Source organism: Stenotrophomonas sp. Steno-Z10-HUANG, from assembly GCF_056393075.1.
This window is the reverse complement of the sequence record NZ_JBWJPA010000007.1, coordinates 1-13,581: the sequence shown is the minus strand read 5'-3', so window position 1 is coordinate 13,581 and position 13,581 is coordinate 1. Positions and strand designations below refer to the sequence as shown.

Sequence of the window (13,581 nt, the reverse complement as noted above, 5' to 3'; positions counted from 1 at the left end):
GCGGAATCAGCCGCCACGATCTGATCGTCATCGGCGCCGGCATCGTCGGTGCCGCCTGCGCCGAAGCCGCGGTCGCCGCGGGGCTGCGCGTGGCGGTGGTCGAAAGCGGCGCCATCGGCGGCGGCGCCAGTGCCGCGGCGATGGGCCACCTGGTGGCGATGGATGGCGACCCGCACGAACTGGCGCTGTGCGTGTACTCGCTGGGGCTGTGGCAGCGCTGGGCATCGTGGCCCGAGAGCGAACACCAGCGCTGCGGCACGCTGTGGGTGGCGCGCGAGGAAGCGGAATTGGAAGGCGTCGCCGCGCGCGTGGAAGCGTTGGCGGCTGCGGGGGTACGCGCGGAGGCACTCGACGCGCGCGGCGTGCAGGCGTTGGAACCGGCGCTCGCCGCCGGCATGAAAGGCGGCATGCGCGTGGCCGACGACGCGGTGGTGTACCCGCCGCGCGTAGCCTGGCGCCTGATCGAGGAGGCTCGCGGCGCCGGCGCGCAGCTGTTCATCGGCGCGCGCGCCGAACGCCTGGTCGACGGCGGCGTGCGCCTGGCCGACGGCCGCGAGTTGCGGGGGCCGGTGCTGGTGGCCACCGGCGTGGCCGTGCCGGAACTGCTGCCGGAACTGCCGATGCGCCCGCGCAAGGGCCAGCTGGTGATCACCGAGCGCCATCGGCCGCTGCTGCGCCACCAGCTGATCGAAATGGGCTACGCCGCCGCCGCGCATGCTGCGGACGCGGCCAGCGTGTCGTTCAACGTGCAGCCGCGGCCCAACGGCCAGCTGCTGATCGGTTCCTCGCGCGAGTACGACGCCACCGGCACGGAGATCTCGCTGCCGCTGCTGCGGCGCATGCTGCAGCGGGCCATCGGCTTCGTGCCTGCGCTGCGCGAGGTGCGCGCGCTGCGCAGCTGGTGCGGCTTCCGCCCGGCCACCGCTGATGGCCTGCCGTATCTTGGCCCGGTGCCGGGCCGCCGCGACGTGTGGGTGGCCGCGGGCCATGAGGGCCTGGGCATCACCGCGGCGCCGGGCAGCGCGCGGCTGGTGGTCGACGCCCTGCTCGGGCGCGCGCCGGCCCTGGCGCTGGCGCCGTACCTGCCGGAACGCGCGCTGCGGGGCAACACATGAACAGCATCATCCTGAGCGTCGATGGCGTGCCGGTGGAAGTGCCCGATGGCGCCAGCGTGGCCGCCGCGGTCGCGCATCGCGGGCCGATCTTCCGCCGTTCGCCCAGTGGCCAGCCGCGCGCGCCGCTGTGCGGCATGGGCGTGTGTTTCGAATGCCGGGTCCGCATCGACGGCATGGCCCAGCTGCGCGCCTGCATGGTGCTGGCGCGCGCGGGCATGCGCGTGGAGACGCAGCCATGAAGCAGCGGCGTTTCGATCTGCTGGTGGTGGGCGCGGGGCCGGCCGGCCTGGCCGCCGCGCATGCCGCCGCCCGGCGCGGGGCGAAGGTCGGGCTGGTGGACGCGCAGCCGCGCGCCGGCGGCCAGGTCTGGCGGCACGACCTGCGCTTCGGCGCGCCGGCGGTGGCGCGCGCGCAGATCGAGCGTCTCGGCGCTGCCGGCATCGAATGGCTGCCCGGGCATGAAGTGGTCCTGGCCGACGACCATGCCGTGGTCGCCGACCATGCCGACGGTGCGGTGGCGCTGCACTGGCGCAAGCTGGTGATCGCCACCGGCGCGCGCGAACTGATGTTGCCGTTCCCCGGCTGGACGCTGCCCGGCGTGACCGGTGCCGGCGGCCTGCAGGCGCTGGCCAAGCAGGGCTGGCCGCTGGCCGGCAAGCGCGTTGTGGTGGCCGGTACCGGCCCGCTGCTGCTGGCGGCCGCAGTGACGCTGCGCCGCCATGGCGCGCGCGTGCTCGGCATTCACGAACAGGCGCGCAGGAGCATGCTGTATGCGTTCGCGCGGCGGCTGTGGCGCTGGCCGGCGCGGCTGGCGCAGGCGGTGGAGCTGCGCGCGCGCCTGGCCGGCGTGCCGTGGCACGCCGGCAGCACGGTGCTGGCCGCGCAGGGCGATGACCGGCTGCGTGCGGTCGAGGTGGACCGCGGCCACGGCCGCGAATGGATCGAATGCGAACAGTTGGCGGTCGGCTGGGGGCTGGTGCCGAACGTCGAACTGGCACGGCTGCTGGGCTGCGAGCTGGACAGCGCGGCCGTGCATCCGGCCGTGCGTGCCGATGCGCGCCTGCGCAGCAGCCAGGCCGACATCCACGCCGCCGGCGAGGCCCTGGGCGTCGGCGGGCGCGCCTGCGCGCGCGTCGAGGGCGCGATGGCGGCCTGCTTCGCGCTCGGCGACGAATCCGGCGGCGAAGCGCTGCGCGCGCGCCGCGACCGCGAGCGCGCTTATGCGGCATTGCTGCACGAACATTTCGCGCCCGATGCGCGCGCCCGCGCGCTGGCGACGCCGGACACGCTGGCCTGCCGCTGCGAGGACGTATCGATGTCCGCGGTGGCCGCGCATGCCGATCCGCGCCAGCTGCGGCTGGTCACGCGTTGCGGCATGGGCGCCTGCCAGGGCCGCGTCTGCGGTGCCGCGCTGCGCGAACTGCGGCTGGCCTCGCCCTCGTTCTCCCCCACTGCCGTGCGGCCGCCGCTGACTCCGGTCGCGCTGGCCGCACTGGCCGATGTTCCTTCCGACGAACCCGAACAAGGTAAAGAAAGATGAGCAATGCAGGTTTCTGGCGCGGCGTGCTGCCGGCCATCACCACGCCCTTCACCGCCAGCGGCGCGGTCGACCACGCCTTCCTGGCCGAGCACGCCAAACGCATGCTCGCCGCCGGCTGCAGCGGCATCGTGCCGCTGGGCTCGCTGGGCGAGAGCGCCACGCTCAGCTTCGAGGAGAAGATCGCCATCGTGCGCACCCTGGTCGCGGCCGTGGAAGGGCGCGTGCCGGTGGTGGCCGGCATCGCCGCGCTGTCCACCGACGAGGGCGTGGCGCTGGTGCAGGCGGTCAAGGCCGCGGGCGCCGGCGGCGTGATGGTGCTGCCGCCCTACGTGTACTCCAGCGACGCGCACGAGATGGGTACCTACATCCGCACCATCCTCGCCGCCACCGACCTGCCGGTGCTGTTGTACAACAACCCCATCGCCTACCGCACCGACTTCAGCCCGGCGCAGATCGCGCAGTTCGCCGCCGAGTTCCCGCACGTGCAGGCGGTCAAGGAATCCTCCGGCGACGTGCGCCGCCTGGCCGCGATCCGCGAGCTGATCGGCGACCGCCTGGTGCTGCTGGTCGGCGTCGACGATCTGATCGTGGAGGGTATCGCGATGGGCGCCGAAGGCTGGATCGCCGGCACCGTCAACGCCTTCCCGGAAGAAGCGGTGCGGCTGTTCGAGCAGGCACGCAGCGGCGGCTACGCGGCCGCACGCGAGCTGTACGAATGGTCGCTGCCGCTGCTGCGCATGGATACGGTTCCCAAGTTCGTGCAGTTGATCAAGCTGATGCAGGCCCGCGTCGGCCTGGGCAGCGAGCGCGTGCGCGGACCGCGGCGGGTGGTGGAGGGCGTGGAGCGCGAACAGGCGCTGGCGCTGATCGACCACGCCATCGCCACCCGGAAGCGCTGAAGTGGAGACGCTCGCGCCCGTGTTCATCGGCGGCCGCTGGCGGAGCGCGGGGGACTGCACCGGCAGCTTCCACGCGTTCGATCCGGCCAGCGGACAGGCCATCGGGCCGGCATTCCCGCGCAGCGGCGCGGCCGACGTGGAACAGGCGCTGGCCGCGGCCAGCGCCGCCGCGCCGGTGCTGGCCGCCACCGACCCGGAACGCATCGCCGCCTTTCTCGACGCCTACGCCGCTGCGCTGGAGGCCGACGCCGACAGGCTGGTGCAGCTGGCGCAGGCGGAAACCGGGCTGCCGGCCGTGCCGCGGCTGCGCGGCAACGAACTGCCGCGCACCTGCAACCAGCTGCGCCAGGCCGCCGCCGCCGCCCGCGGCCGCAGCTGGACGCAGCCGGTGATCGACACCGCCGCCGGCCTGCGCGCGCACCACGCGCCACTGGGCAAGCCGGTGCTGGTGTTCGGGCCGAACAACTTTCCGTTCGCCTTCAATGCCGTGTCCGGCGGCGACTTCGCCGCGGCCATCGCCGCGCGCAATCCGGTGATCGCCAAGGCGCATCCCGCGCATCCGGCCACCAGTCAGTGCCTGGCCGGCCACGCGCAGCGCGCCGCCGAGGCCGCCGGCCTGCCGCCGGCCACGGTGCAGTTGCTGTACGACGTCGAGCCGGCGCTGGGCCTGGCGCTGGCCGGCGACGCGCGGCTGGGCGCGGTCGCCTTCACCGGCAGCCGCACGGCGGGCCTGGCCCTGAAGCAGGCCGCCGACGCCGCTGGCATTCCTTTCTTCGGCGAGTTGTCCAGCCTCAATCCGGTGTTCCTGCTGCCCGGTGCGCTGGCCGAGCGCGGGCCGGCACTGGCCGAGGAGTTCAGTAGCTCGTGCCTGCTTGGCAGCGGCCAGTTCTGTACCAACCCGGGGCTGGTGATCGTGCCGGAAGGCGCGGCCGGCGATGCCTTCGTCGCCGACGTGCAGGCGCGCTTCGCCGCTACCGCACCGCTGCTGCTGCTGTCGCACGGCGTGCTGGCCTCGCTGCGGCAGGCGATCGCCGTGCTGCGCGACGCGGGCGCGCGGCTGCTGTGCGGTGGCGAGGCGGGCGATGCCGGATTCCGCCATGCACCCACGCTGTTGACGGTACGCGCCGAGCAGTTCCTCGCCGATCCACGGCGTTTCCAGTCCGAGGCCTTCGGGCCGTGCAGCCTGCTGGTGCGCGTGGCCGGTGCCGCGCAGATGCAGGCCATCGCCGCGACCCTGGAGGGCCAGCTCACCGCCACGCTGTACCGCGCCACCGATGGCCGCGACGATGCCGCGTGGCAGCCGCTCGCCGCCACGCTGCGGCCGCGCGTGGGCCGGCTGATCGCCGACCGCATGCCAACCGGCGTGCGGGTCAGCCCGGCGCAGCAGCACGGCGGTCCGTTCCCGGCTTCGACCCAGCCCGGCTTCACCGCGGTCGGCCTGCCGGCGGCGATCCTGCGTTTCACCGCGCTGCAGGCATACGACAATGTGCCCGATGCGCTGCTGCCGCCCGAACTGCGCGACCGCAACCCGGGTGGCCTGCCGCGCTGGATCGACCAGCACTGCACCACCACGGATATCGGAGCCACGCCATGAGCACGCAGATCGGACACCTCACCTTGGAACAGGCGCGCGCGCAGCTGGCGCCGTGGCCGCACCGCGCCGCGCCCATCAGCGACGCCGAGCACGCGCAGCGGCTGGAACGCGCGCGCGGGCTGATGCGCTCGCAGGGCGTGGACGCGCTGCTGGTCACCGCCGGCACCTCGCTGCGCTGGTTCGCCGGCGTGCCGTGGGGCGCCAGCGAGCGGCTGGTGGCGATGCTGCTTACCCTGCAAGGCGAGCCATTGATGGTCTGCCCGGTGTTCGAGGAAGGCTCGCTGGACGCGGTGCTGCGCATCCCCGCCGGCAAGCGCCTGTGGGAAGAACACGAGGACCCGCATGCATGGGTGGCCCAGGCCATGGCCGAGCGCGGCGCGCGCACGCTGGCGCTGGACCCGGAAGCGCCGTACCGCGTGCAGGTGGGCCTGGCCGCGCATCTCGGCGCGGCTGCCATCACCTCGGCCGCGGCGATCATCGACGGCTGCCGCATGTGCAAGTCCCCGGCCGAACTGGCGCTGATGCAGCAGGCCTGCGACATGACCCTGCAGGTGCAGCGGCTGGCCGCCGGCATCGCCCGCGAGGGCATCGGCACCGACGAACTGGTGCGCTTCATCGACGAGGCCCATCGCGCGCTCGGCGCCGATGGCGGCTCGACCTTCTGCATCGTGCAGTTCGGCCATGCCACCGCCTTCCCGCACGGCATTCCCGGCGTGCAGCACCTGCGCCGCGGCGAGCTAGTGCTGATCGACACCGGCTGCAGCGTGCAGGGCTACAACTCCGACGTCACCCGCACCTGGATCTTCGGCCAGGCCGATGCCGAGCAACGGCGCATCTGGGACCTGGAGCGCGCCGCGCAGCAGGCCGCGTTCGACGCGGTGCGTCCCGGCGTGACCTGCGAGGCGGTGGACCAGGCCGCGCGCGACGTGCTGGAAGCGGCCGGGCTCGGGCCGGACTACCGCCTGCCCGGCCTGCCGCACCGCACCGGCCACGGCTGCGGGCTGGCGATCCACGAGGCGCCGTACCTGGTGCGCGGCAATCGCCTGCCGCTGGCACCGGGCATGTGCTGCAGCAACGAACCGATGATCGTGGTGCCGGGCCGGTTCGGCGTGCGCCTGGAAGACCACTTCCATGTCACCGCCGACGGCGCGCAGTGGTTCACGCCGCCGTCGGTGGCCATCGACCAGCCGTTCGCCGATTGACGCCAGGTGGGAGCGCCGCTTCCCCAACGCGAACCGCGGGGGGTGCGCGCCGCGGGCGCGGACCGGGGCGCGTAGCGGGGTAGGGCGCCTTCCCCCGACAAGGACAGCGCAGCACACCAAGGGAAACGACGCATGCTTCATTTCGCAGATCTTCGCCGCCACGCCTTCGCCTGCCTGCTGGCACTGTCCTGCGCCGCCATGCCGCCCTCGGCGCAGGCCTCTGCGCCCGACGCGCCGGATGAGGCCGCCTACCGGCGTTCGCTGCAGCTGCGCGAGCAGTGGATGTACCTGACCACCGGCCTGGCCGGCCCGGCCACCTGGATCGACGGCGAGCGCTACCGCTACCGGCGCACCACGCCGGGCGGTTTTGAATTCGTGGTGCGCCGGCTGGGGCAGGCGCAGGCACAGGCCGCGTTCGATCAGGCACGGCTGGCCACCGCGCTGGCGCCGCTGCTCGGCCGCGCGGTGGACGGCCGGCGCCTGCCGTTCGCCGACTACGAGATGGACAAGGACGGCCAGGCGCTGCGCGCCTGGATGGACGACGGCTGGGTGCGCTGCGAACTGGGCGGCGAATACCGCTGCGCGCGCTGGAGCGAACCGGGCCCGGCGCCGCGGCCGCGCGCCTGGGGCGTGGTACGCGATCTTTCGATGGCGGCCGACGCTACGCCGCGGCGCTCGCCCGACGGGCGCATGGAGGCCTTCGTGCGCGACGGCAGCGTGCTGCTGCGCACGCTGACCGATGGCAGCAGCAAGGTGCTGGCGCGCGACGGCACCGACAACGATTTCTACGACCCGGAGAGCATCACCTGGTCGCCCGACTCCAGCCGCTTCATGGTGCTGCGGGTAAGGCCCGGCGACGCGCGCCGGGTGACGCGGGTGGAAACCGCGCCGCGCCACCAGGTGCAGCCGCGCGTGCGCACCCAGCTGTACCCCAAGCCAGGCGATGCGGTGGACAGCGACCGCCCGGTGATCTTCGAGGTCGCCAGCGGCCGCCGCATCGACGTGCCGACCACGCTGTTTCCCAACCCCTACGAGATCAGCGCGCCGCAGTTCCGCGCCGATGGCCGCACGCTGGCGTTCCGCTACACCGAGCGCGGCTTCCAGCGCGTGCGCCTGATCGAGGTGGACGCGCATACCGGCGCCGCGCGCAGCGTGGTGGAAGAACGCAGCGACACTTTCGTCAACAGCTGGTGGCACCGTGCCGACTTCCACGACGTGGGCGGGCGCGGTGAGCGCATCGTGTGGATGTCCGAGCGCGACGGCTGGAACCACCTGTACATGGTGGACGGCCGCAGCGGCCGCCTGCGCCAGCTCACCCGCGGCCCGTGGGTGGTGCGGCAGGTCGTCAAGGTGGACGAGCAGCGCGGCCAGATCTGGTTCGCCGGCAACGGCCGCGAGCCGGGCGACCCCTACCTGCAGCACTTCTACCGCGTCGACTTCGACGGCGGCAACCTGCGCCACATGACCCCGGGCGATGGCTGGCACGAACTGAGCCTGTCGCCGGACATGAACCACTACGTCGATACGTATTCGCGGCTGGACCGGCCCAACGTCACCGAGTTGCGTGATGCACGCGACGGGCGCCTGCTGGACACGCTCGAACGCGGCGACGCCGGCGCGCTGTTCGCCGCCGGCTACAGACCGCCGGAAACCTTCAGCGCGCCGGGACGCGACGGGCGGACGCCGATCTGGGGACTGGTCGTGCGGCCCACGCACTACGACCCGTCGCGCCGCTATCCGGTGATCGAGAGCATCTACGCCGGCCCGCACGATTCGCACGTGCAGAAGAAGTTCTGGCCATTCGACAGCCAGTCCAGCAACGAGCGCCTGATCGGCGCGCAGGCGCTGGCCGACCTGGGCTTCATCGTCGTGCAGATCGACGGCATGGGCACGATGAACCGCTCCAAGGCCTTCCACGACGTGGCCTGGAAGAACCTGGGCGATGCCGGCTTCGCCGACCGCATCGCCTGGCACCGGGCACTGGCCGCGCGCGACCCGTCCTACGACATCAGCGGCGGCGTGGGCATCTACGGCGCCTCGGCGGGCGGCCAGAACGCGCTCAACGCGCTGGAATTCCACCCGGACTTCTACACCGTGGCGGTGGCCTACAACGGCTGCTATGACAACCGCATGGACAAGCTCAGCTGGAACGAGCAGTGGATGGGCTGGCCGGTGGACGACAGCTACGCGCGCGCCTCGGGCGTGGACAACGCGCACCGGCTGCGCGGCCAGCTGCTGCTGATCGTCGGCGAGCAGGACGAGAACGTCGACCCGGCCTCGACCTACCAGGTGGCCGATGCGCTGATCCGTGCCGGCAAGGACTTCGACCTGCTCACCGTGCCCGGCACCGGCCACGGCGTGGGCCGCTCGCAGGAGCCCATCGACTACATCCAGCGCCGCAAGTTCGACTTCTTCGTGCGCCACCTGCTGAAGCGGCCGACGCCGGACTGGAACGCCCGCGACTGAATACGATTGCGCTTTCCCGCGGTGGCAGTCGCCACCACCGGCACGCGCCCGCAATCCCTGTCCCTGCGCGGGAGGGGCGCCGGCATTGGCGCATCGGCGCATTGGTGCGTTGACCGCGCGGCGCGCGCTGGAGCCGCGGCGGCGTGGCGCTGAACCCCCTGTGGCGCCGGCAGGACGTGGACCACCTGTCGGCCATGCGCAGCCGCAATGCGGACATGGCGGCGCCGGCGGCGGGCCGTTCCCGCGGCGGCTGTGCCACGAGCAGGGCCGCAACGCGATGCGCGGCGACAGCATCGGGCTGCAGGTGCGCTGCGGCGCGCGGGGCGCACGCATGCCGATGTCCGGCGGGAACGACGGCCCGGCGTGGATCTGACCAGCGACGCGCGCTGGCGCCGGCCGGCACCGCGCAGCCCGATGATCTGCACCGAAGGCCGCGCCGTGGCCCTGCCTGAACGGCAACGGCCACCGTGACCTTGTCGTGTCACGGTGGCCGTGGTGCCGGGCATGCCCGGATGGAAGTTCAGAGCCGGTATTCGATGGTCATGAAGTACTCGGTGCCGGCCGGGTTGTACTTGCTGATGTCCGCGTACGGCCACCATTTCTCCGACGCATGGCGCCAGGGCTTCTTGTCCAGCACGTTGACCACGGCCAGGTTGAGGGAGAGCGCTTCGGTGGCACGGTAGCCCAGCGACAGGTTCACCGTGGTCCATGGCTTGAAGCGCTCATACGCGTCGGCCCAGCGTACCGGCGAGGAACCGAGCCGGTTGATGTGCACGTAGCTGGACACGCGCCCGTAGTCCCAGCCCACGGTCATGTTGGAGCGGGTACGGAATTCGTTGTTCCACTGTCGGTCGCGGATGTTCTCGACTGCGTCCTCGGGCAGGTAGCGGCTGAGCGTCTTGAGGATGTGGGTATAGCCGATGCGCGCCGAGAAGCGGCCCCAGCGCTCGGTCGGCAGGCTCGAGTTCCAGGTCATGTCCACGCCGTCCTGGCGGTACATGCCGGTGTTGAACGGGCTGGTGATGACCGACTGCACGCCGTCGCCGCGGCCACCGCGCTGCACGCGCGCCAGCATGGTCTGGCACTTGGGCGAGCCGGGGTCCACGTCGCGGCCCTGGATGTCGTAACCCAGCGTGCATTCGGCGGCATAGCGCAGCACGGCGTCGGCACCGATGACCCCGACCTGGTCGTTCAGTTCGACGCTGTACCAGTCCAGGCTGAAGGAGTGGTTGGCGCCAAGCTGGGCCACCAGCCCGATGGTGTCGCTGGAGCCCTTCTCCTCGCGCAGTGCCGGGTCGCCTTCGGAGTACTGGCGGATCGACCCGGTGCCGTACTTCTCGCCGCAGCCCTGCCAGCTCGCGCCGCGCGCCAGGCCCTCGCCCTTCACGCAGCTGAGGTAATCCACGCCGCTGGTATAGGACGAACTGCGCTCGGCGAACATCACGTGCATGTCCGGGGCGCGGAACGAGGTGGCGCGGGAGGCGCGCAGCAGCAGCCAGTCCGACGGCCGCCAGCTCAGGCCCGCCTGCCAGGTGAAGGCACCGCCGACGTCGGACGCATCGTCGTAGTAGTCGTAGCGCGCGGCCAGCTTGGCGTCCCACTGGCCGAAACCGGAGCCGGCGGCCAGCAGCGGCACCGAGAACTCGGTGCCCAATGCGTAGTGGTTGCGCTTGCCCTGGCCGCGGATGCCGCTCCAGCCGTAGATCTCGCCATCGACGGTGGGCTGGTCGGTGATGAAACGGTAGGTGTCGCGATTGGCCTCGGCCACCGCGGCGAACGCCAGCGGCCCGGCCGGCAGTTCGAACAGCGCGCCGGACAGGTCGGCGGTGAACGCCTGCGAGGTGGAGCGGCCATCGCCGACCGAGGTGTACATCGCGTCGCGGAACTGTTCCGGGGTGAGCGTGCCGAAGAAGTCCAGCGCGCCGTTGGGCAGCAGGTTGCCGTCGAGCCGGTCCTTGCCGACCCGTACCCAGCGGCTGCCGGCCCAGGGGAACGACCAGTCGCGGCCCTGCTGCCCGAACAGCAGCGAAAGCATGGCCTGGTCATTGAAGCGGTCCACGCTGTCGCGGTAACGGTAGCGGCCATAGTTGTAGTTGAGGCTGTAGTCCAGCGAACCCACGGTGCCGCGGATGCCGGCGATCAGCACGTCGTTGTCTTCCTTGAACGACTGGTTGCTGCCGCTGAACTCGGAGTTGCGGAAGGTGCGGTAGACATGCCGCCACGCCGTCGCGTCGGGCACCGGCGCCTGCATGTCCTCGACCACTTCGTAGTCCACCGCGAAGCCATAGCGGTACAAACCGGCGTCGGCGCGCGAGCGGGTCGACAGCGCGGTGGCATACAGCTCGTGGTCGCCGAGGCGGTGGCTGAGATTGAGGAAACCGAACAGGCGCTTGCGGCCGTTGCGCACGGTGTAGCTGTCGAAATCGTTGTCGCCGCAGTACTTCTCGCTGCCGTCGCCGGCCCAGCCCGGGCGCACCGCCTCGTAGCCCAGCGCGCCGCAGCGGTTGCCGATGTCCAGCAGGTCCCAGCCGGTGTCGCGGTCCCAGAACGACATCACCTGGGTCGGCTCACGGTACGCGGGGTCGGGCGAGCGCTCGGGCGAGGCGAACCAGCTGCGCTGGTTGCCGCGGATCGGCCAGCGCTTGTCCCATTCCAGCCCGGCGCTGACGCGGGTGTCGCCGAACTCGAAGCCGGTGGTGAGCGTGGCGCGCTCGGAGCGGCCACCGCCATGCACGGTGTCGCCGTGCCGCCAGGACACGGTGGTGCCTTCGATCCGGTCCTTGAGGATGACGTTGACCACGCCGGCCACCGCGTCCGACCCGTAGATGGCCGACGCGCCGCTGGTCAGGATCTCGACACGGTCCACCGCCGAGGTCGGGATCATCGCCAGGTTGGTGACGTTGCCGCTCACGCCCCCCGACGGCTTGGGCAGCACCGGGATGCGGCGGCCGTTGAGCAGCACCAGCGTGTAGCCTGGCCCGAAGCCGCGCAGGTTCAGCGCCTGCGCGTTGGCGTTGAAATTGTTGGTGCTTTCCTCGCCGACGAAGATGCCGGTGTTCATCGACAGGTTCGACAGCGCGTCGTAGACGTTGGCGAATCCCTGGTGCTCGAGATCCTGCGCGGTGACAACCAGCACCGGGTCGATGCCCTCGATCTCGGTGCGCTTGATGCGCGAACCCGTGACTTCCACCTTGTCCAGCGACGTGGTGGTGCTGCCGATTGCTTCCTGCGCGACCGCCAGCGATGGCAGCAACGCCGCGGTGACGGCACAGGCGATGCTGCTGCGTTTCAGTGAAATCCTCATATCCCCTCCCCGAAATGTGTCGGCCGCGCATGCGTTGCATGCCACGGCAGAAAAAGACGCAATGGCGCCTCTGCCATGGTCTTGAGTGCGGCGTGCCCGCCGATAGCACGAAACACGGAGCCCTGATGCGGAACTCCGCACAACGATCGCGGGCATCGGCGCGGGGGCGAGAAAAAAAACGACCGTGCCATGGCGGCACGGTCGTGGCGATACCGGAGGGAGGGAGAGAGCGACCGGTAACGTAATCTGCAGTGATCAGTAAGCCGCGGTTGGCAGCGGCTGCGCCAAAGCTGCCGCGGTGGCCTCGCATCCGGCCACTGGCGCGGTGCCGCGCCGGCGTGCCATGGCCAGTTCCACGCGCGCCGCGTCCATGTCGCGGCGGAACTGTGGGTCGGCGTGCAAGCGTGCGACCACCGCCGATCCCATGAACCGCCCGGAGAGCACGTCGCTGTGCCAGTGCACGTTGCACACCAGCCGGCTTTCGCCATAGCTGCGGCCACGGGCGAGGATGGCGTCGCTGCGGTCCGGCGCCAGCTCGGCCAGGATCAGCGCCCAGGCCCAGCCGATGGACGGGTGGCCCGACGGATACGAGCCGTTCTCCGCCAGCCCGGCCTCCTTGTCCGGCGTGCAGGTAGGCTCGCCGTTGACCATGAACGGCCGCGTGCGGTTGTAGCGGTGCTTGGCGGCGTCGCTGACCACCGCCGCGTCGGTGCCGGTGCGGCGCAGCAGGCCGTACAGGCGCGGCGTGCCGGCTGCGTCGATGCGGGTGCCGATGGCGCAGGCGAAGATCGACGCGGCCTCGGGGAACTGCAGGTTGGCGTCGGCGATGGCCTGCTGCCAGCGCGGCGTGCCGCGCAGGGTACGGGCCTGGTTGACCTGCTCGTCCAGCGCGAACGCGGCCGAGCCCGGCGCGGGCGGCGGCGGCAGCAGGGCGATGCTGTCCGGCAGCTGCTCCGTCTCCAGATAGCCACGGGCGACGCCCGGACGGATCTCGGGCACCGCGGGGCGCGCGGCGGGCATGGCGCAGGCGCTGGCCAGCAGGCACAAGCCGGTGGCGATCAGGAGCGGAAACGGATTGCGCAGCGTGCGCATGCCGGCCTCAGCCCAACCGCGCGGCGATGCGCTCGCGCAGCGCCTGCAGGTCCTTGGCGAAAGCGTCGATGCCGGTGGCCAGCTTCTCGGTGGCCATCGGGTCGGCGGCCATGTCCGCGTCGAACTTCGCCTGGTCGATCGGCGCGACGTCCACCGCTTCGGCGGCGCCCGGCACCAGCTTGCGCGGCAGCTCGCCCAGGTCGGCGTCGAGCTTTTCCAGCAGGTCCGGCGAGATGGTCAGGCGGTCGCAGCCGGCCAGCGCCTCGATCTGCGCGGTCGAGCGGAACGAGGCGCCCATCACCACCGTCGGCGAACCGCGGCGCTTGAACTCGGCGTACACCCCGCGCACGAACCGCACGCCCGGGTCCT

Annotated in this window: 10 protein-coding genes; 7 read left to right on the top strand and 3 right to left on the bottom strand. The window is 71.9% G+C overall.

The window, feature by feature from the left end; all coding sequences use genetic code 11:
• The first annotated feature begins 5 nt into the window (after positions 1–5).
• The 7 genes from AC06E6_RS10810 (at position 6) to AC06E6_RS10780 (ending at position 8,816) form a co-directional block, all read left to right on the top strand.
• Positions 6–1,115 carry an NAD(P)/FAD-dependent oxidoreductase gene (locus tag AC06E6_RS10810; protein ID WP_240213111.1) on the top strand — a complete coding sequence of 370 codons (1,110 nt, stop codon included), beginning with the start codon at positions 6–8 and terminating at the stop codon, positions 1,113–1,115.
• On the top strand, positions 1,112–1,354 hold the full coding sequence (locus tag AC06E6_RS10805; protein ID WP_161614526.1) for a (2Fe-2S)-binding protein: 243 nt from the start codon (positions 1,112–1,114) through the stop codon (positions 1,352–1,354). Before AC06E6_RS10810 ends, AC06E6_RS10805 begins: the two co-directional genes overlap by 4 nt.
• Entirely contained in the window at positions 1,351–2,655 is a 1,305-nt protein-coding gene (locus AC06E6_RS10800; protein ID WP_240213100.1) for an NAD(P)/FAD-dependent oxidoreductase, read from the top strand. Before AC06E6_RS10805 ends, AC06E6_RS10800 begins: the two co-directional genes overlap by 4 nt.
• On the top strand, positions 2,652–3,554 hold the full coding sequence (locus AC06E6_RS10795; protein WP_240213101.1) for a dihydrodipicolinate synthase family protein: 903 nt from the start codon (positions 2,652–2,654) through the stop codon (positions 3,552–3,554). The genes AC06E6_RS10800 and AC06E6_RS10795 overlap by 4 nt, the downstream gene beginning before the upstream one ends.
• A 1-nt stretch (position 3,555) precedes the next feature.
• Positions 3,556–5,148 (top strand): aldehyde dehydrogenase family protein, encoded by a 1,593-nt coding sequence (locus AC06E6_RS10790; protein WP_240213102.1) that lies wholly within the window; start codon positions 3,556–3,558, stop codon positions 5,146–5,148.
• Positions 5,145–6,350: a M24 family metallopeptidase gene (locus AC06E6_RS10785; protein ID WP_240213103.1), complete on the top strand. Its 1,206-nt coding sequence runs from the start codon at positions 5,145–5,147 to the stop codon at positions 6,348–6,350. Before AC06E6_RS10790 ends, AC06E6_RS10785 begins: the two co-directional genes overlap by 4 nt.
• A gap of 132 nt (positions 6,351–6,482) precedes the next feature.
• Complete coding sequence (locus AC06E6_RS10780; protein ID WP_478061284.1) at positions 6,483–8,816, top strand: S9 family peptidase; 2,334 nt, start codon at positions 6,483–6,485, stop codon at positions 8,814–8,816.
• A 520-nt stretch (positions 8,817–9,336) separates the two neighbouring features.
• On the opposite strand, the gene AC06E6_RS10775 is transcribed toward AC06E6_RS10780, so the two are convergent.
• From AC06E6_RS10775 to AC06E6_RS10765, 3 genes are all read right to left on the bottom strand, one after another.
• Complete coding sequence (locus AC06E6_RS10775) at positions 9,337–12,120, bottom strand: TonB-dependent receptor domain-containing protein (RefSeq protein WP_240213104.1); 2,784 nt, start codon at positions 12,118–12,120, stop codon at positions 9,337–9,339.
• Positions 12,121–12,375: 255 nt separating this feature from the next.
• The gene (locus tag AC06E6_RS10770) at positions 12,376–13,212 is read right to left on the bottom strand and encodes an acid phosphatase (RefSeq protein ID WP_240213105.1); all 837 of its coding nucleotides are present in this window, start codon (positions 13,210–13,212) and stop codon (positions 12,376–12,378) included.
• A gap of 7 nt (positions 13,213–13,219) precedes the next feature.
• Positions 13,220–13,581, bottom strand: a 362-nt coding sequence (locus tag AC06E6_RS10765) for a transaldolase family protein (RefSeq protein WP_478061281.1), incomplete at its 5' end; no start/stop codon positions are given.

What these genes read in the sequence shown, in the direction of transcription:
- AC06E6_RS10775 (WP_240213104.1), bottom strand. Translation starts at nt 12,120, where the DNA reads ATGAGGATTTCACTGAAACGCAGCAGCATCGCCTGTGCCGTCACCGCG.
- AC06E6_RS10785 (WP_240213103.1), top strand. Translation starts at nt 5,145, where the DNA reads ATGAGCACGCAGATCGGACACCTCACCTTGGAACAGGCGCGCGCGCAG.
- AC06E6_RS10800 (WP_240213100.1), top strand. Translation starts at nt 1,351, where the DNA reads ATGAAGCAGCGGCGTTTCGATCTGCTGGTGGTGGGCGCGGGGCCGGCC.
- AC06E6_RS10780 (WP_478061284.1), top strand. Translation starts at nt 6,483, where the DNA reads ATGCTTCATTTCGCAGATCTTCGCCGCCACGCCTTCGCCTGCCTGCTG.
- AC06E6_RS10805 (WP_161614526.1), top strand. Translation starts at nt 1,112, where the DNA reads ATGAACAGCATCATCCTGAGCGTCGATGGCGTGCCGGTGGAAGTGCCC.
- AC06E6_RS10795 (WP_240213101.1), top strand. Translation starts at nt 2,652, where the DNA reads ATGAGCAATGCAGGTTTCTGGCGCGGCGTGCTGCCGGCCATCACCACG.
- AC06E6_RS10770 (WP_240213105.1), bottom strand. Translation starts at nt 13,212, where the DNA reads ATGCGCACGCTGCGCAATCCGTTTCCGCTCCTGATCGCCACCGGCTTG.